The 17,740-nt window shown below is 70.6% G+C and carries 14 protein-coding genes; 8 read left to right on the plus strand and 6 right to left on the minus strand.

All coding sequences use genetic code 11. The features are described from left to right. The first annotated feature begins 109 nt into the window (after positions 1–109). The 6 genes from VFZ70_16405 to betT all read left to right on the plus strand — a co-directional run bounded on the left by VFZ70_16405 (position 110) and on the right by betT (position 9,203). On the plus strand, positions 110–880 hold the full coding sequence (locus VFZ70_16405; protein HEX6257392.1) for an ABC transporter permease subunit: 771 nt from the start codon (positions 110–112) through the stop codon (positions 878–880). Positions 881–958: 78 nt separating this feature from the next. Then, positions 959–2,359, plus strand: coding sequence for an NAD(P)/FAD-dependent oxidoreductase (locus VFZ70_16410; GenBank protein ID HEX6257393.1), 1,401 nt, complete (start codon positions 959–961; stop codon positions 2,357–2,359). Positions 2,360–3,220: 861 nt separating this feature from the next. Then, positions 3,221–3,634 (plus strand): PIN domain-containing protein, encoded by a 414-nt coding sequence (locus VFZ70_16415; protein ID HEX6257394.1) that lies wholly within the window; start codon positions 3,221–3,223, stop codon positions 3,632–3,634. A 235-nt stretch (positions 3,635–3,869) separates the two neighbouring features. After that, entirely contained in the window at positions 3,870–5,375 is a 1,506-nt protein-coding gene (locus VFZ70_16420) for an aldehyde dehydrogenase family protein (protein ID HEX6257395.1), read from the plus strand. Beyond that, positions 5,372–7,105: a choline dehydrogenase gene (betA, locus tag VFZ70_16425; protein ID HEX6257396.1), complete on the plus strand. Its 1,734-nt coding sequence runs from the start codon at positions 5,372–5,374 to the stop codon at positions 7,103–7,105. Before VFZ70_16420 ends, betA begins: the two co-directional genes overlap by 4 nt. A 34-nt stretch (positions 7,106–7,139) precedes the next feature. Further along, on the plus strand, positions 7,140–9,203 hold the full coding sequence (betT, locus tag VFZ70_16430; protein ID HEX6257397.1) for a choline BCCT transporter BetT: 2,064 nt from the start codon (positions 7,140–7,142) through the stop codon (positions 9,201–9,203). 147 nt (positions 9,204–9,350) lie between these two features. On the opposite strand, the gene VFZ70_16435 is transcribed toward betT, so the two are convergent. After that, a complete protein-coding gene (locus tag VFZ70_16435; protein ID HEX6257398.1) occupies positions 9,351–12,167 on the minus strand; it encodes an AAA family ATPase in 2,817 nt (938 codons plus the stop codon). 114 nt (positions 12,168–12,281) lie between these two features. On the opposite strand from VFZ70_16435, the gene VFZ70_16440 reads away from it, so the two are divergent. Both VFZ70_16440 and VFZ70_16445 read left to right on the plus strand, forming a co-directional pair. Beyond that, entirely contained in the window at positions 12,282–13,484 is a 1,203-nt protein-coding gene (locus VFZ70_16440) for an NAD(P)/FAD-dependent oxidoreductase (protein HEX6257399.1), read from the plus strand. Positions 13,485–13,499: 15 nt separating this feature from the next. After that, a complete protein-coding gene (locus VFZ70_16445) occupies positions 13,500–13,904 on the plus strand; it encodes a nuclear transport factor 2 family protein (GenBank protein ID HEX6257400.1) in 405 nt (134 codons plus the stop codon). 179 nt (positions 13,905–14,083) lie between these two features. Here VFZ70_16445 and VFZ70_16450 read toward each other — a convergent pair whose 3' ends face one another. From VFZ70_16450 to VFZ70_16470, 5 genes are all read right to left on the minus strand, one after another. After that, a complete protein-coding gene (locus VFZ70_16450) occupies positions 14,084–14,779 on the minus strand; it encodes a DUF899 domain-containing protein (protein ID HEX6257401.1) in 696 nt (231 codons plus the stop codon). A gap of 304 nt (positions 14,780–15,083) precedes the next feature. After that, a complete protein-coding gene (locus VFZ70_16455) occupies positions 15,084–15,464 on the minus strand; it encodes a VOC family protein (protein HEX6257402.1) in 381 nt (126 codons plus the stop codon). A 241-nt stretch (positions 15,465–15,705) separates the two neighbouring features. Then, positions 15,706–16,479 (minus strand): DUF899 family protein, encoded by a 774-nt coding sequence (locus VFZ70_16460; protein ID HEX6257403.1) that lies wholly within the window; start codon positions 16,477–16,479, stop codon positions 15,706–15,708. 183 nt (positions 16,480–16,662) lie between these two features. Continuing rightward, the gene (locus VFZ70_16465; protein ID HEX6257404.1) at positions 16,663–17,268 is read right to left on the minus strand and encodes a dihydrofolate reductase family protein; all 606 of its coding nucleotides are present in this window, start codon (positions 17,266–17,268) and stop codon (positions 16,663–16,665) included. A gap of 108 nt (positions 17,269–17,376) precedes the next feature. Next, positions 17,377–17,740 (minus strand): SRPBCC domain-containing protein (locus VFZ70_16470; protein ID HEX6257405.1); only part of this gene is annotated, 364 nt, incomplete at its 5' end.

The raw sequence follows: 17,740 nt of genomic DNA on the forward strand, positions 1-17,740 counted from the left end.
CAGGTCGCCGCACTGTCCGGCCGGGCCGAGGCGGCCGCGGCGTTGCTCGTGGCCACCGCGGGCGCGCTCCTGCTCGCCATCGCGGCCGGTGTGCTGCTCTGGCGGCGCCGTGCGTGAGACCAGGACGGGCCGCATCCTGCCACTGGTGATCGTCGTGCCCGCGGTCGCGCCGCTGCTGGTGCTTCCGCTCCAGGCGGTCGCCGACGTGTGGCGGGCGCCGGCCCTGCTGCCCCAGCGTGCCGGCACCCGCGGCGTCGACTGGCTGATGGCACCCGGCGCTCGCGTGGCCGCGGCGGTGGGCACCTCGCTCGTCGTCGCGCTGACCGCGACGGCGACCGGCCTGGTGCTGGCGTGGTCCGCGGCGCGCGCGCTGGCGCGGCTCGGACGTCAGTCCCGCACGGTGGTGCTCGCCGTGATCGTCGCGCCGCTGCTGGTACCTGGCTTCGCGACCGGCACCGGGCTGGCGACATGGTTCCTGCGGCTCGGGCTCGCCGACAGCGTGGCGGGTCTCGTGGCGGCACACCTGGTCTACGTCCTGCCGTACGTCGTGCTCGTGCTGGCACCGGCGTTCGACGACGAGCTGCGCCGCCTGGAGGAGGCGGCCCGCACGGCCGGTGCCGGAACCGTCGTGCGGCTGCGCCTGGTCACGGTACCCGCGGTCGCGCGACCGCTCGCCGTCGCCGCGCTGCTCGGCTTCGTCGTGAGCTGGAGCCAGTACGGCACGAGTCTCGCGGTCGGCGGTGGACGCCTCACGCTGCCCGTCGTGCTGCTTCCCTTCATCGGTCGCGATCCGCAGCTGGCAGCCGTCCTGTCACTGGTGTTCCTGGTGCCGCCCCTGCTCGCGCTCGCCACCGTCCATGCGCGCTGGCAGCGTGGCTGACCCGATGCGGGGGCAGGAAGATGGATGTCGAAAGACACGACGCGGGTTACCACGACGATGTCGAGGTGAGGAATTCCTATGGGCGACGAGTTCGACGTGATCGTGATCGGCGGCGGGGCTGCCGGCGAGAACGCCACCGCGTACGCACGCGACAACGGCTTGGACGTCGCGCTCATCGAGCGGGACCTCGTCGGCGGGGAGTGCTCCTACTGGGCGTGCATGCCGTCCAAGGCGCTGCTCCGGCCGGGAGAGGTGCTCGCGGCGGCCAAGCGGGTGCCGGGCGCGGCGCCTGCCGTGACCGGCGGCGTCGACGTCGAAGCGACGTTCAACAGCCGCGACGCATTCACCTCACACTGGGACGACAAGTACCAGGTCCAGTGGATCGAGGGCACCGGAGCGACCCTGCTCCGCGGTCACGCCCGCCTGACCGGCGACCGCACGGTCGCGGTCGAGGTGTCTGACGGAACCACGCGGACGCTGACCGCCCGCCGCGGTGTGGTGGTGGCGACCGGCTCGTCGGCGGTGATCCCTCCGGTCGCGGGGTTGCGCGACATCGCGGTGTGGAACAGCCGCGACGTCACCTCGGCCGAGCAGGTGCCCCGCCGACTGCTCGTGCTCGGCGGCGGCGTGGTCGGCGTCGAGATGGCCCAGGCGTACCGTCGCCTCGGCGCCGCCGGGGTGACGATCGTCGAGATGGTCGACCGGCTGCTGCCGGCCGAGGAGCCCTTCGTCGACCAACAACTGCGCGAGGCGTTCGACGTCGAAGGGATCGACGTCCGCGTCGGCGCCAGAGCCGTCCGCGCCGACCGCGACGGAGTCGACGGCCCCGTCACGCTCACCCTCGACGACGGGACGCACCTGCAGGCCGACGAGATCCTCGTCGCCACCGGTCGGCGACCCAACACCGACGATCTCGGTCTCGAGACGGTCGGCCTGGAACCCGGCCGTCCGATCGACACCGACGACCAGTTGCGCGCGACCGCTGTCGACGGCGGCTGGCTCTACGCCGTCGGCGACGTCAACGGCCGCGCCCTGCTGACCCACCACGGCAAGTACCAGGCCCGCCTCGTCGGCGACCACCTCGCCGGCAGGCACGTCGAGGCCCGCGCCGACCACGACGCCGTGGTGCGGGTCGTGTTCACCGACCCGCAGGTCGCCGCTGTCGGCCTGACGGCGGCCGGCGCCCGTGACCGGGGCCTGGACGTCGACGTCCTGTCCTACGGCATCGGCGACGTCGCGGGCGGCGCGTTGCTGGGCAGGGACGTCGCCGGCACCGCTCAGCTCGTGGTCGACCGGGCGAGCCGCAGCATCGTGGGGGCCACGTTCACCGGTCCGGGTGTCGGTGAGATGCTGCACGCCGCCACGATCGCCATCGTCTCCGGTGCCACCCTCGACCAGTTGTGGCACGCGATCCCAGCGTTCCCCACCATGAGCGAGGTGTGGCTGCGACTGCTCGAAACCGACCGGGGCACCGCATGAGCACCGACGTCCCGCACGTCGGCGACCGCGCCCCCGACTGGTGCTACCCCACCTCGACGGAAGCGTCACGGCGCTGGAGGACCTGCGTGGCCGGCCCGTCCTCGTCTCGTTCCTGCGTCACGCCGGCTGACTGATCTGCAGAGCGCACCTCGTGAAGGTGCAGCGGCACACCGAGCGGCTCGAGCGCTCGGGAGGCGCCGCGTTGTTCGTGGTCCACGATGAGCGGCAGACCGAGCGGACCACCTCCTGCGCGACGTTGGCCCAGTGCCGTTTCCGATCCTCGTCGACCGGAGCCGGCACACCTATGCGGCGTGGGGGGTCTCGGTCGCGCCCCCTGGTGGCGCGTGTGGCTCGACCCGAAGGGTGCAGTACGCGACCCTGCTGCGCGGCGGCAGCCGACTGCATGGAACCGGTCGAGACATGCTGCAGCTTGGCGGGGACTTCGTGGTCGCGCCGGATGGCACAATTGCTCACAGCCGCCCGCAACGGCGTGATGACCGCCCGCCTCTACCCTGGCGCTCGGACGGCCAGTCGTACGAGCTGGCGTTCGCTGTGCGCATGGGCCGTTCGACGGTCCCCGAACTGGAAGTGAACGCGCAACTCTTGATTCAAGATGCTAGAATCAAACATCATGGCCGTGCGTAGAACGACCGTTAGCGCTGACGCGGATGACCTCGCGACCCTCGAGGCCGAAGCCAAACGGCGCGGCTCCGCTCTGACGACGGTGGTCGCTGAGGCGATCTCGGAAAAGGCAGCAAACCTCCGTGCGCGCCGCCGGCCTCACGTCGGTATCGCACGTTCGACGGACGGCCGCACCGCAGCAGAGGTCGCGTCTGAGCCCATCGCGCACCCGCCGCGCTGATGGCACTCATTTGTGACACGGGTCCGTTGCTCGCAGCCCTCGATGCTGTCGACCCCGACCATGAGGCCTGCGCGAACCTGCTCACATCCGCAACCGAAGACCTCGTGGTACCCACGCTCGTGCTCGCCGAACTCGACTACTGGTGCCACACGCGACTCACCGGCGCCGCGTGGATCGTGTTTCTCGACGACGTGCTCGAAGGCGTCTACCGCCTCGAATCGCCCACCATCCTTGACCTCGAGCGCTGCAAGAGCCTCCAAGCGCAGTACGCCGACCTGACACTCGGCGTTGTTGATGCCAGCATCGTCGCACTGACCGAACGGCTTCACGAGCCAAAGGTCGCCAGCCTCGACCACCGACACTTCGCGACCGTCCGACCCACGCACGTCAACGCATTGACACTGCTGCCCTGAGTCCACACGCGGTGACAACCGTGGCGGCGCTCAGCAACGCAGTACGGCAGTATCGCCGAGTCACGTCGCTGGAGAGCGGAGGTAGGCGAGGACGGCCAGGACGCGGCGGCTGGAGGCGGGATCAGCACCTCCTCCCGCCTGACGCGGGCCGAGTCACTGCGGGGTGCGACGTTTAGGCCTTGACCCCCGCAGGCCCATTCGCTTGGATTCTCCCAGTCGTGACCCTGAGGAGGCGATGGCCGAGCTGCTGATCGCGGGCCGGTGGCGCGCCGCCGCCGACGGAGCGACCCGACAGATCCGGAGCCCCGCCGACACCCGGCAGGTCGTCGCGGAGGTCTCCGAGGGCACCGCGGAGGACGCCGCCGCGGCCGTCGCCGCCGCCCGGCGCGCCTTCGAATACGGTCCGTGGCGACACACCCCCGGACCCGAGCGTGCCGCGCTGCTGCGCAGGCTCGCCGACCGCCTGGAGTCCGAACGCGAACAGGTCGCGCGGCTGGAGTCGCTCGACACCGGCAAGCGGCACGTCGAGTCGTGCATCGACGTCGACGACGTCGTCGCCGTGTTCCGCCACTACGCATCGTTGGCTGGCGCTGACGCCGGGCGGGTGGTGGACGCGGGCAGCCCCGGCGTGGTCAGCCGGGTCGTGCACGAGCCGGTCGGAGTCTGCAGCTTGATCACCCCGTGGAACTTTCCGCTGCTGCAGGCGTCGTGGAAGGTCGCGCCCGCGCTGGCCGCGGGCAACGCGTTCGTGCTCAAGCCCAGCGAGCTGACACCGTCGACGGCGATCTGGCTCACCCGCGCGTTGGCCGACGTCGGGCTGCCCGACGGGGTCGCCAACCTTGTGCTCGGTGCCGGCGACCGCGTCGGCCCGACGCTGACCACGGCGCCCGAGGTCGACGTGGTCTCGTTCACGGGTGGTCTGGAGACCGGGCGAGCGATCATGGCCGCGGCCGCCGGCACCGTCAAACGCGTCGCGCTCGAGCTCGGCGGCAAGAACCCCAACGTGGTGTTCGCCGACGCCGACCTCGACGCCGCGCTCGACCTCGCGCTCACCGCCGTGTTCCTCGACTCCGGGCAGGTCTGTTCCGCCGGCGCCCGGCTGATCATCGAGGACACCGTGCATGACGCGTTCGTCGACGAGCTGGTGCGCCGCGCCGACGCGATCCGTCTCGGGGGCCCGTTCGACGAGACCGCCGAGAGTGGTCCGCTGATCAGCGAGGCGCACCGCGCCAAGGTCGAGGCGTATGTCGCGGCGGGTGTCGCCGAGGGCGCGGTGCTGCGCGTCGGTGGGCAGCGACCGCAGGGTGTGGCGTTCGCGCACGGCTGGTTCTACCGGCCGACCGTGCTCGACGGCTGCTCGACCGGCATGCGGTGCGTGCAGGACGAGTCGTTCGGGCCGGTGCTGACGGTCGAGACGTTCACCGGCGGCAACGCCGACGCGCAGGAGGACGCCGCCGTCGCGCTGGCCAACGACACGATCTACGGGCTGGCCGGCGCCGTGTGGACCAGTGACGCCGGCCGCGCCGAGCGCGTCGCCGCCCGCCTGCGGCACGGCACGATCTGGATCAACGACTACCACCCGTACGTGCCGCAGGCCGAGTGGGGCGGCTACAAGCAGAGCGGCGTCGGCCGCGAGCTGGGCCTGGCCGGGCTGGCGGAGTATCGCGAGACCAAGCACATCTGGCACAACACCCGCCCGGCGCCGCAGGGCTGGTTCGGCGGACCTGCGGGGTCGCCGTGACCGAACGCTACGACTACGTCATCGTTGGTGGCGGTTCCGCCGGGTCGGTGCTCGCCAACCGTCTGTCGGCCGACCCGGGTGCGACGGTGCTCGTGCTCGAGGCCGGCCGCTTCGACACGAGGTTCGACCCGTTGATCCACATGCCAGCGGCGCTGCCGTACCCGATCGGCAACCCGCTGTACGACTGGCGGTACGCGTCCGAACCCGAACCGCACCTGGGAGGGCGGCGCATCGATCACGCCCGCGGCAAGCTGCTCGGCGGCTCCTCGAGCATCAACGGCATGATCTTCCAGCGCGGCAACCCGATGGACTACGAGCGCTGGGCGGCCGAGCCGGGCATGGCGGCGTGGGACCACGCGCACTGCCTGCCGTACTTCAAGCGCATGGAGACCTGCACCGCCGGCGCCGATGCCTGGCGTGGCGGCTCCGGGCCGCTGGTGCTCGAGCGCGGACCTGCGACGTCGCCGCTGTTCGGCGCGTTCCTCGAGGCCGTCCAGCAGGCCGGACACCCTCTGACCGACGACGTCAACGGCTACCGGCAGGAGGGCTTCGCGAGGTTCGACCGCAACATCCACCGCGGTCGCCGCCTGAGCGCGAGCCGGGCGTACCTGCACCCGGTCCTGCGCCGCCCCAACCTGACCGTGCGCACCCTGGCCATGGTCACGGGCCTGCGCACCACACGCGCCGCGACCGGCCCGCGCGTGACAGGCGTGGACTACGTCCGTGGCACCCGCCGGCACCACGTGCGCGCCAGCGTCGAGGCCGGCGAGGTTCTGGTGTGCGGCGGCGCGATCAACTCCCCGCAGCTGCTGCAGCTGGCCGGCATCGGCGACCCCGCGCTGCTCGAGCCGCTCGGCATCGAGGTGCTCGCCGCCCTGCCGGGGGTGGGCGCCAACCTGCAGGACCACCTGGAGGTCTACCTCCAGCACGCCTGCCGGCAGCCGGTGTCGATCGCACCGTGGTTGCGACATCGTCACAAGCCGCGCATCGGCCTGGAGTGGCTGCTCGGACGCCGCGGCGTCGGTGCCTCGAACCACTTCGAGGCCGGCGGCTTCGTCCGCGCCAACGACGACGTCGCCTACCCCAACATGATGGTCCACTTCCTGCCGATCGCGATCCGCTACGACGGTTCGCGGCCAGCGGCCGACCACGGCTACCAGGTGCACATCGGGCCGATGTACTCCGACGTGCGCGGCACGCTCGCGATTCGCAGCCGCGACCCGTTCACACACCCGGCGTTGCGGTTCAACTACCTGTCGACACCCGACGACCGGCGCGAGTGGGTCGAGGTGGTCCGCGCCGCGCGCAACATCCTCGACCAGCCGGCGTTCGCGCCATTCTCGGCGGGAGAGCTGTCGCCCGGTCCACGGGTCCGCACCGACGAGCAGATCCTCGCGTGGGTCGCCGCCGACGCCGAGACCGCCCTGCACCCGTCGTGCACCGCGAAGATGGGCACCGGCGACGACGCCGTGGTAGACCCGGGGTCGCTGCGCGTGCACGGGGTGACCGGGCTACGCGTCGTCGATGCCTCGGTGTTCCCATCGATCACCAACGGCAACATCTACGCGCCGGTGATGATGGTGGCCGAGAAGGCCGCGGACCTCATCGCCGGTACGACGCCACTGTCCCCGCAGCACGTCCCGTTCTACCGTCACGGGGCCGGCATGCCCCTGTACCCGGAGGGCGATCCGCGCAACGATGCGGTTCCCGGGACCATCACCCACCGCTAGCGCGAGGCACCCGCAGACGCACTGGAGGGAGCACATGGCCAGCACCGACACCATCCCCCCCGCCAACGCCATGGAGCGCCCGGACCAGCCCGGGAGCGGAGTGAAGTGGCCGGTGTTCGTCGCCTCGGCGGTGATCACCGTCGCGGTCACGCTGTGGTGCGTCGCCATCCCCGATCACGCCCGGACCACGCTCGAGCGCGCCTTCGGCTGGGTGTCGACGTGGTTCGGGTGGTACTACATCGCGCTGACGACCGTCGTGCTCATCTACGTGGTCTTCCTCGGGTTGTCCCGCTACGGCGCGGTGCGACTGGGTCCGGAGCACTCGCGTCCGGAGTTCTCGACCGGGGCGTGGGCCGCGATGCTGTTCGCTGCGGGCATCGGCACCGACCTGATCTTCTACTCCGTGTACGAACCGGTGACGCAGTACCTGTCGCCCCCGGTCGGTGCCGGCCGGACGGTCGAGGCGGCGCGCGAGGCGACCGCCTGGACGCTGTTCCACTACGGCATCTCCGGCTGGGGGATGTACACGATGATGGGCATGGCGCTCGCGTACTTCGCCTACCGGACCGACCTGTCGCTGGCGGTGCGCTCGGCGATCTACCCGATCGTCGGCAGGCGCGTCGACGGGGCGATCGGCGACGCCGCGGACACCGCGGCCGTGCTCGGCACGATCTTCGGCGTCGCCACGTCGCTGGGGATCGGCGTGGTGAGCCTCAACGTGGGCCTCAACGTGGTCTTCGGGGTGCAGATCGACGTCTGGGTGCAGATCGCGCTGATCGTGCTGGCGGTCCTGATCGCAACGGTCTCGGCGACCACCGGCGTCGAGAAGGGCATCAAGCTGATCTCCCAGCTCAACGTGCTGCTCGCGATCCTGCTCGCGGTGTTCGTGCTGGTCACCGGTCGCACCGCCTACCTGCTCAACGCACTGGTGCTCAACCTCGGCGACTACGTGCGGCTGTTTCCCGACATGACGATGCAGACCTTCGCGTTCCAGGACACCGGCGACTGGATGGGCTTCTGGACGCTGTTCTTCTGGGCCTGGTGGATCGCCTGGTCGGCCTTCGTCGGGCTGTTCCTCGCGCGCATCTCGCGCGGCCGGACCATCAAGCAGTTCGTGGCCGGGACGATGATCATCCCGTTCAGCTACATCGTGATGTGGATCACGATCTTCGGGAACGCCGCGCTCGACGAGATCCGTAGCGGCAACACCGCGTTCACCGAGGTCGCGGCCGCGGCCGTCGACCCCTCCGAGGGGCTGTGGGCGCTGTTGCAGGAGTACCCGGCGTTCCCGATCGTGGCCACCCTGGCAATCATCGTCGGCCTGCTGTTCTACGTGACCTCGGCCGACTCAGGCGCACTGGTGATGGCCAACCTGTCGTCGCGGCTGCGCACGCCCCGCGAGGACGCCGCCGCGTGGCTGCGGATCTTCTGGGCGGTCGCGACCGGAGCGCTGACGCTGGCGATCCTGGCCGCGGGGAACATCCTCGCGCTGCAGTACGCCACGGTGATCATCGGCCTGCCGTTCGCGTTCGTGATGATCGGCGTCATGTGGGGGCTGTACAAGGCGCTGTCGGTCGAGGCCCACCTGGCTGACAGCCGCGCCGGCGTTCTGCCCGGAGCGCTGTCCGGGCGCTCCCATGCCCCGGAACCGTCGTCGCGACCCGACGTGCCCTGGCAGGCACGCGTGCGCCGCGTGATGACGTTCCCCGGCCGCAACCACGCTGAGGGATTCCTCGCCGAGGACGTCACACCGGCCCTGGAGGAGGTCGCGGCCGAGCTGGACTCGCAGGGCGTCACCGCGCGCGTCGCCGGCGTCAGCGACGACGGCGCGCAGCCTGGCGTGGAGCTCGTGGCCACATTTGGCGACCATCCGCCGTTCCGCTACCGGGTCCAGCATCGCGAGGCGCCGATCCCCGCCTTCGGCAGATCGATGCCACGCGGCGACGAGCACTACTCACGGCTCGAGGTGCACCTGCGCGACGGCGGCCAGGGCTATGACGTGATGGGCTACACGCGCACCCAGCTCATCGACGATGTGCTCGACCAGTACGAGCGGCACCTGGAGTTCCTGCGTCGCCACGACGGCACCAACGTCTGAGCGCGGCCTCCCGGGCACGTTGAAGCTCCCGGCGTGGCACGTAGCCAGCCAAGGGCTGCATGCCACGCGTCGTCGAGCGTGGCCCCCACGACGTCGTCCTCCTTCACCAACAGGCCAGGTGACGCAGCAGGTGACGGCGTTGTCAGGTCACGGCGGCCCGTCGGTCGCGCCCGTGACGGTGTCAGGTAGCCCCTCGCTGAGCGTCGCCTCAGCGCGCGCCAGCAGCTGCAGGCTTCCCGCCCGCTGGGCGTACCGGCGTGACTCGAGGAGGTGGGCCCGCGCGGCGTCGAGATCGCCTTCGACGAGGTGGACCAGCCCACGCAGCCGCGCGAGCTCTGGGAGATAGAAGTAGGCGGGGCGCTCCGCGACAAGAGCGTCGGCCTCATCGAGCGCCGTGCTCGCCGCTGCCGTGTCGTCCATGCGGATTACCACGTTCGCGAGCAGGGCGAGGAAGTAGGGCAGGTCCATCGCCGCGCCGGTTGCGCGGTACCGGCGGATGCCGTCCTCTAGCTCGGCCCGCCCCTGCGCGGGTGCTCCGCCCGCGGCCACCGCCCAGCCATGCAGGATCGCGCCCGTGGCCTGGCGGTAGGGGTAGCCGTGCTCGGCGCCGAGACGGGAGGCCTCCGCGGCGTGGTGGGCGACGAGGTCCGGTCGGTCGCGATGCTGGTGGAGGATTGCCGCCTGCTCGTGAGCATAGGCCAGGCTGAACGCCCGACGGTTGTCGCCCGCGAGCACCAGTGCCTGCGCGATATGATCCAGCGCGGCGTCCTCGTCCCCGAGGAACCACGATGAGTGCGCCGCCCACGCGTGGCAGGCCACGGCCGGGTCCTCGCCCGCGCCGGCCATCAACTGGAGGTGGCGGTCAGGGTCGTAGAGCTGCAGGCCGTGGCTGGCGTTCTGCAACGCCCGGTCGAAGTGGCCCTGGTGGTACTGGGAGCACGCCAGCAGCTCGTGGCTGACGATCAGCGAGGAGTCGTCCGCGTCGGCGGCGCGGTCCAGTCCCTGCCGCATCAGCTCCTGGGACCGCTCGTACTCCGCCCGGTACTCATGGAGGGTGGCCAGACCGTACCGTGCGCGGAAGGCGTACCGGTCGTCCCCGAGGTGGTCACCGAGCACGCACGCGCGGCGGTAGGCCTGCTCCACGTCGCCGTCCGCCCAGCCCCGCAGGGGGATGAGGCTGCTGGCGAGCAGGGTCTGTAGCGCGACCTCGGCGCGGGCGGCCTCGGTGGCGTCCTCGATGACCGTCGTGCGTTCGAGGCCGGCGCGGGCGTGCCGGACCGCCTCGGCGTAGGCGTTGCGCTGCAGCGCCTGCTCGGCGGCGGTGCGCAGGTGGCGGAGCGCAGCTGCGGGCTCGTGCGCCGCGACGAAGTGGGCGGCGAGCTCGGCCGCGCGCTGGTCAGCGCGGGGTCCCAGGGCATCCTCGAGCCACCGGCCGACCGATCCGTGCAGTCGGGCGCGACGTCCCGCGGGGATCTGGTCGTGGATCACGGAGCGGTACAGGTCATGCGTGAAGGCGAACTGTCCCGTGGGCCCGTGGGCCGACCACGCCGTCGCGGGGCGTTCCTCGATGAACTGCGACGTCCGGGCCAGCGATGCGAGCGAGTCCTCACACACGTCCGCGTCGACCGCGACGGCCGCCGCGACGGCCGCCGCAGGGAAGCCGCGTCCGGCTGCACTGGCAGCCTCCAGCAGCGTGCGCTGTCGGTCGTCGAGCCGCCGCCACCGTTGCACGATCAGCTCGCGCAGGTCCGCTGGCACGTACTCGTCCAACTCCGCGAGGCCGACAGCCGGCGTGACCTCGTCCCCGTCAGTGCGCAGCAGTCCCTGCTCCACCCATGACCGCAGGACGTTGGTGAGGAAGAGCGGGTTGCCCTCGGTGCGGCCGCGCAGCGCCTCCACGACGGCGGTGTCGGCGGGAGCGCCGAGGTGCTCGCAGGCGAACGCCGCCACCGCAGCCTCGTCCAGCGGCGGCAGGGCCAATTCGCGGCACCGCTGGTGTGCCCGCAGCTCGGCGACCACCCCCGCGAGCGGGTGGCTGCGTGCCTGCAGCTCGGCGCGCCGGTACGTGCCCACGACCAGGAGCCGGAGACCGCGCGGTTGGCTCCCGAGCCATCCGAGCATCGACGCGGTCGCGTGGTCGCTCCACTGCAGATCCTCGAGCACCAGCACGACGGCCTGCCGGCGGGTGATCACCGTCAGGGCGTGCCCCAACTCGCGCAGCATCCGCTCGCGGGTGCTGCCGAGCGTGCGGACCTGCAGGCTGGCCACGTCCCGTCCGGACAGGACGCCCGGCAGGTTCATCAGCCAGGTCGGCGCGTGCTCCTCGAGCAGGTCCGCGACGACGGACCCGCCATCGCCCTGACAGAGCTGGTCGAGCGCCTCCAGGACCGGCAGGTAGGGCTCACCTGACCCGTGCTGCTCCACACATCCGCCGTGCCCGACCGCGAGCCCGGGAACCTCGAGGCACGATGCGCGGAACGTCTCGACCAGCGCCGTCTTGCCCATCCCGGGCTCGCCCGAGACGAACACGAGGCCGCGGCCACCACCGAGCACCGCTCGCAGCTCTCCCCGCAACGCTGCCAGCTCCCCGGCCCGTCCGAGCAGCGTGCCGGCCGTCGCGGTCCCGTCGCGTTCCGTGTCCTCGGCCACCGCCGTCGTGACCCGCAGATCCCCGACGAAGCGGTACCCGTGGCCACGGACCGTGCGGATCACCGACTGCTCCCGCCCGTCGTCGCCCACGGCCCGGCGTGCCGACTTGATCCGGCTGGTCAGCGTGGACTCGCTGACGAACCGATCACCCCACACGCCGTCGAGCAGCTCCTCCTTCGAGACCGCCCGGTCGCGGTGGTCGATGAGGTGGACGAGCACGTCGAACACCTGGGGTTCGACGCGCTGGGGCTCGCCCGACCGGCGCACCTCGCGGGTCGACGTGTCTACCTCACAGTCGCCGAAGACGTAGCGCATCCACCGCCGACCCTACCCGAGGTCTCCACGAGGTCTCCACGCCGTCTCCAAGCTTGCGCCGCCCGCTGTCCGTAGCGTGCCCATCCAGACCTCGAAGGACGAGAGAACGTCACCATGACCGTCGCACCCATCCGGCGATCCCGGACCGCGGCCTCCCAGCCCGCCACCCATGACGCCATCGTCGTCGGCGCCCGTGTCGCCGGAGCCGCCACGGCCATGCTGCTGGCCCGTGCCGGCCTCCGCGTCCTGGTGCTCGACCGCGCGCGCCCTGACGCCGACACGCTCTCCACGCACGCCCTGATGCGTGGCGGCGTCCTGCAGCTGCGTCGGTGGGGACTGCTGGACGGGATCGTCGACGCAGGCACCCCGCCGATCCGACGCACGATCATCCACTACGGCGACGACGCCGAGGCCGTCGACATCAGCGCCAGGGCCGGCGTTGACGCGCTGTACAACCCGCGGCGGACACTACTGGACCCACTGCTCGTCGACGCCGCCGTCGCGGCGGGCGCAGAGGTCCGCTTCGGCGCCGACGCGCGTGCCATCCACCGCGACGGGTCCGGACGGGTGACCGGCGTCGCGTACCGCGACCGCGACGGCCGCACGCGGTCCGCCCACGCCGCCATCACGATCGGGGCCGATGGCCCACGCTCACTGATCGCGCGGACCGTCCACGCACGGGACCACATGTCCGGCCAGGGGTCGAGTGCGATGATCTACGGCTACTGGTCCGGGCTGTCGGTCGACGGCGACGAGTGGTTCTACCGGCCCGGCGTCGCCGCGGGACTCATCCCCACCAACGGCGAGCACGTCGGTGTCTGGGTGGGCACCGCCACGACGCGGTTCCGCTCCGAGTTCGAAGGTGACCTCGAGACGGTGTTCGGACGACTGCTCCGACAGGCGGCACCGGAGATCGCCGCCCGCATCCCGATCGCCCGCCACGATGGACGGCTCCGCGGACACCTCGGCGCCGCAGGCTACCTGCGGCAGCCCTGGGGTCCGGGCTGGGCACTGGTCGGAGACGCCGGCTACCTGAAGGACCCCATCACCGCGCACGGCATCACCGACGCGCTGCGCGACGCCGAGCTGCTGGCCCGTGCCATCACCGCACCGGTCGGGGACGCCGCGGACGAGCTGGGCGCCTACCAGCGCACCCGAGACGAGCTGTCGACCCGGATGTTCGCGATCACCGACGCCGTGGCCTCCTACGCCTGGGACCTGCCACGGCTGCGGGACCTGCTGATCGAACAGAGCCGCGAGATGTCCCGCGAAGCGCTTGCCATCGCCGCGCTCGACCACGAGGCCATCGCCGCCTGAAAGGACGTGAACCCCATGAGCACGACGCTGTACGCACCGCCGAAGGCAGATACCACGGCCCGCGCCTTCCTCGACGCGCTCGCCCGGCGCGACTTCGCCGCCCTGCGCGGGCTGCTCGCCGACGACCTCTGGTTCCGGATCCTGTTGCCACGACAGATGGTCGAGACGCACACCGCCGCGGAGGCCGTCGCCGCGTTCCACCAGTGGTACGGGACTGTGGCCGCGTTCGAGGTGCAGCACCTCGACCATCACACGATGGCCGGACGGGAATTCGTCGCCTACCGGTTCCGGCTCCGTCCCGCGTGGGCATCCGACCAGTGGCACCTCATCGAGCAGTCCGGCTACGTGCGGGTCCGTGACGGCCGCATCAGCCGGCTCGACCTCGTGTGCACCGGCTTCCACCCCGTCGACCCGGCGTGACAGCGCCTGGTGACGGAAGTCCGCGACGGCCCGTGGCGGTCGCCGCGCGTCGCGAGATCCGATTGCGATAGCGCACGCGCAACATCAGCCAGACGCGCGCCTGCAGCAAGCGGCGCCCGCTCGCCTCGCCAACACCGGCAGCAGGAGCTCCTCCACCGGCACGCCTGAGACGTGGGCGATCATCCGTCCTCGCCGTACGCGTCGTGGTAGTTCCACCACTGGTAGGGCGGGGTCTGCGGGTGGCCCTCGGGCGAGTCCTCCCACTCCTCCTGGCGTCCGAGCGCGGTGATGTCGAGGTAGCTCCAGGTGGTGCCCATTGCCTCGTCGCCGCGCGCGTCGACGAAGTAGGTGCGGAAGATGCGGTCGCCCTCGCGGATGAAGGCGTTGTGCCCGTGCCACTCGTCGACCCCGAAGTCCTTATCGAAGTCGTCGGTGATCGTGAACCAGGGGATGTGCTGCCATCCCATGCGCTCCTTCAAGCTCTGGATCTCTGCCTGGGGGGCGCGCGAGGCGTAGACGAGCGTCGTGTCGCGCGCGTTCAGGTGGGCGGGGTGGGCGACCTGATCGGCGCCGAACGAGCAGCCCACGCAGGCCCGCTCCGGGTACGCGCCGCCCGCCTCCGGGTACGTGGTGACTTCCGGCTCGTAGAAGGCGCGGTAGACGATCAGCTGACGGCGCCCGTCGAACAGGTCGAGCAGGCTCGCCTGGCCGTCCGAGCCCTCGAAACGGTAGTCCTTCTCCACCGCCATCCACGGCATCCGGCGGCGCTCGGCGGCCAGCGCGTCGCGGGCGCGGGTCAACTCCTTCTCCTTCACCAGAAGTGCCTCGCGAGCGGATGTCCACTCCTGCGGCGAAACGATTGGTGGCAGGTTCATCGATGTCTCCGTGTTCTCTCGTGTGGTCAGACGATGGCCGGCTCGGCCTGGGCGATCGATCAGGAGCCCACGCTCCGTCGTGCCGACCCCCACGAGACCGTGTCCGCCACCACGGACAGCCACCTCGTACCCCTCGCGCTGTGCGTAGGCCAGTGCCCGGGCGACGTCGTGACCGTCGACCGGCGGGTCACGAGCGCCGGCCGGGCGCGGTACAGGTGGCTGTAGATCGCGCAGGCCGCGTCGTAGCGGGTATCACCAGGCCGGTACATGGACCCCACGATGGCGTTGGCGCCGCGGCCGTCGGTCACTGCACACCTGCGACGCCGATGAGGTTGCCCTCCGGATCGGTGAACTGGCCCACCACCAGCTGGCCGGGTGTCCCTGCCGGACCCAGCTGTCTGGTTCCGCCCAGACGCTCCGCCTCCTCCAGCGCGGCTTCGACGTCGTCCACCCCGACGTAGAACAGGACGTTCGCCACGTGGGCCTCACCCCCGCCGACACCACCATTGATCCCGCCAGTCGTCGCCCCGTCAACGAACCCGTAAGCGCCCGACTCGGAAACCGCCTCGGTTGACGCATCACCTGTCTGGAACACCCAGCCGAACAGCTCACCGTAGTAACGGCGAAGCCGCGCCGGATCCCTACCGATGATCTCGAAGTGCACGACCGGTCGTCCCATGACCATCCCGTCGCTCCATGTCCCGCGGCGCGTCAGCCACGCGCCGACCTCGCAGTATTGGACGCGGTAGGAGCGCTGAACTCATCGGTTCGAACGAAAGGTACGTGTAGACGAACAATCCAACGCGTCCACCGGCGTCCCGTGAGACCACCCGCGTCTGATCGTGTCCGACCGGCGTGCAGCGCAGAAACCGTGCGCATCGGCCATGCCGCACAGCTCGCGCTGCATGAGGATCTGGTGGCAGGGGTCAATGGCAGTGCGGCTCGGAATGGCCATCATCCGGCGTTGCGCCGAGATTGTCGTCGCGTCCGGCCCGGATCCGTGACCACTGGGCCGTCGGGCGGCCGTCCAGCCGGAACTGGCCACCTTTGGAACCCCAATGCTGCGGCCAGCCCTCGGGCGAGTCCTCCCAGAACTCCTGCCGGCCGTAGACAGTCAGATCCAGTAGTCCGTACGACGGTGCCATCACTTCGTCGCCGCGGCCGGTGGTCCAGTAGGTCTCGTAGACCTCGTCACCGTCTCGGAGATAGCAGACCAGGATGCCGAAGTGCCGGCCTGCGACCAACGGATCCACGGACTCGAGCGGCACCGAGTACCAGGGAACCGTGTACCCCATGAAGTCGCGGTAGCGCGAGGCCTCCTCGTATGGTCCCTCGCAGAACGTTGCGTAGGTCACGTCCCGGGAGTGCAGGTAGGACAGCTCGTTGATGTGGGATGTGTTGAAGGTGCAGCCTTCGCACTGCTGGGCGGCTGGTCTGCCGATGTGCCACCTGTGGAAGTAGGCGATCAACTGGGACCGACCGTCGAAGACGTCGATCAACGGCACCGGCCCGTCGGCACCGATCAGCGCCGTGGTCGGATCGAGCTCGACCATGGGCAACCGGCGTCGCTCCGCGGCCAGTGCATCACCGACGCGGGTGTGGGCTTTCTCCTTGCCGCGGAGTTCATCAATCCTCGCCTGCCACGTCGCCCGGTCGGTGACACGCGGCAAGGGACGGTTGCTCGTTGCGGCCTCGCTCATCGGGGGTCTCCGTTGTCATCTGTGGTTGTGGCTCTTGACGCCGCAGCAGGGCCCGATCCGCTCCGATCCAATGAATCGTCTCCTGACGTCAGGAACGACCCGGCCGTCATTTCTGCGGTCAAACCCTGCGGGCGCGATCGGGGCGGCGGCCGGTGTCCACCGACGACCTCGGCGCCGTTCTGGTCAAGAGGGGGGGTCAAGTGGTGGGCGCTCGAGAACTCGCGGTCGATACTCGACGAGCTGGAGACGGTCATCGAAGGTGCGGTTCTCGACCATCTCGAGCATGACATCCGGGTAGCCGTCATAGATGCGCTCCGCTCCGGTGGCACCGGTGATGACGGGGAACATCACGACCCGGAACCGGTCGACGAGGCCGGCCGCCACCAGAGATCGACACAGGGCTACACTGCCGATCGTGGTCAACAGGCCCGAGCCGTCCTCCTTCATGGCCCGCACCGCATCGACCGCATCGCCGCGCACGAGCGTGGTGTTCGGCCACGACAACGGCTCGTCAAGAGTGGACGAGAACACGACCTTCGAGGATCGGGTGAGCTCGTCGACCGCCTCCTGCTCGTCGCCGGAACGCTCGTCGGCCCCATCCGGATTCTCGCCGGCGGCCATACCCGACATCAGGCGGTAGGTGGTCGCGCCCATCAGGGTCGTGGCTTCGGGCTGCTCGCCGAGCCAGGCGAGGTATTCGGGTCCCTCCAGCCCCCAGAATCCCGGCCAGCCCTCGGCCGACGCGTACCCGTCGAGCGAGGTGATGAAGTCGACCATGAGTTCTCTCATTCGCTGCTCCCCGTCTTCCTTGGCTCGGTCATCGGTTCTCGGCCGCTGCGCGCTCGCAGATCAGGTGCACGGCTTTGCTCGATGAGCGTGGGACGTCGGTCGAGGGGCTCACATCAGCCTTGCTTCGCGCCCGACGTCTGTGCCCGGCTCCGGGATGTGATGCCGTCCGGCGGCATTGGCGAGGAGTGAGTCGATCTGTCCCATGGCCTCGCGCATTCCTTCTTCCATGCCCATCTCGATGAGCTGAGTCATGGCGTCGGTGGAGGCGAAGGTCGAGACCACCGTCATGGTCGTGCCGCCGCCTGCCCGCTCGGCGAGCTCGAGCTCCATCCGGGTGGTCGGCATATCGGTGTTCGGCTGGCCGGTGTCGTCGGCGAAGCCGTCGTCGACCACGAACCGGCGCGGTGGGTCGACCTCGAGTACGTCCCAGTAGCCGGCCGATTTCTGGCCGTCGGGCCCGGTCATGAGGTAC

The organism is Euzebyales bacterium (assembly GCA_036374135.1).
In the GTDB taxonomy this organism is placed as follows: domain Bacteria; phylum Actinomycetota; class Nitriliruptoria; order Euzebyales; family JAHELV01; genus JAHELV01.

Bases quoted from the DNA above. Each gene is read 5' to 3' on its own strand.
- VFZ70_16410 (HEX6257393.1), top strand. From the start codon at position 959: ATGGGCGACGAGTTCGACGTGATCGTGATCGGCGGCGGGGCTGCCGGC.
- VFZ70_16415 (HEX6257394.1), top strand. From the start codon at position 3,221: ATGGCACTCATTTGTGACACGGGTCCGTTGCTCGCAGCCCTCGATGCT.
- VFZ70_16420 (HEX6257395.1), top strand. From the start codon at position 3,870: ATGGCCGAGCTGCTGATCGCGGGCCGGTGGCGCGCCGCCGCCGACGGA.
- betT (HEX6257397.1), top strand. From the start codon at position 7,140: ATGGCCAGCACCGACACCATCCCCCCCGCCAACGCCATGGAGCGCCCG.
- VFZ70_16435 (HEX6257398.1), bottom strand. From the start codon at position 12,167: ATGCGCTACGTCTTCGGCGACTGTGAGGTAGACACGTCGACCCGCGAG.
- VFZ70_16440 (HEX6257399.1), top strand. From the start codon at position 12,282: ATGACCGTCGCACCCATCCGGCGATCCCGGACCGCGGCCTCCCAGCCC.
- VFZ70_16445 (HEX6257400.1), top strand. From the start codon at position 13,500: ATGAGCACGACGCTGTACGCACCGCCGAAGGCAGATACCACGGCCCGC.
- VFZ70_16450 (HEX6257401.1), bottom strand. From the start codon at position 14,779: ATGAACCTGCCACCAATCGTTTCGCCGCAGGAGTGGACATCCGCTCGC.
- VFZ70_16455 (HEX6257402.1), bottom strand. From the start codon at position 15,464: ATGGTCATGGGACGACCGGTCGTGCACTTCGAGATCATCGGTAGGGAT.
- VFZ70_16460 (HEX6257403.1), bottom strand. From the start codon at position 16,479: ATGAGCGAGGCCGCAACGAGCAACCGTCCCTTGCCGCGTGTCACCGAC.
- VFZ70_16465 (HEX6257404.1), bottom strand. From the start codon at position 17,268: ATGAGAGAACTCATGGTCGACTTCATCACCTCGCTCGACGGGTACGCG.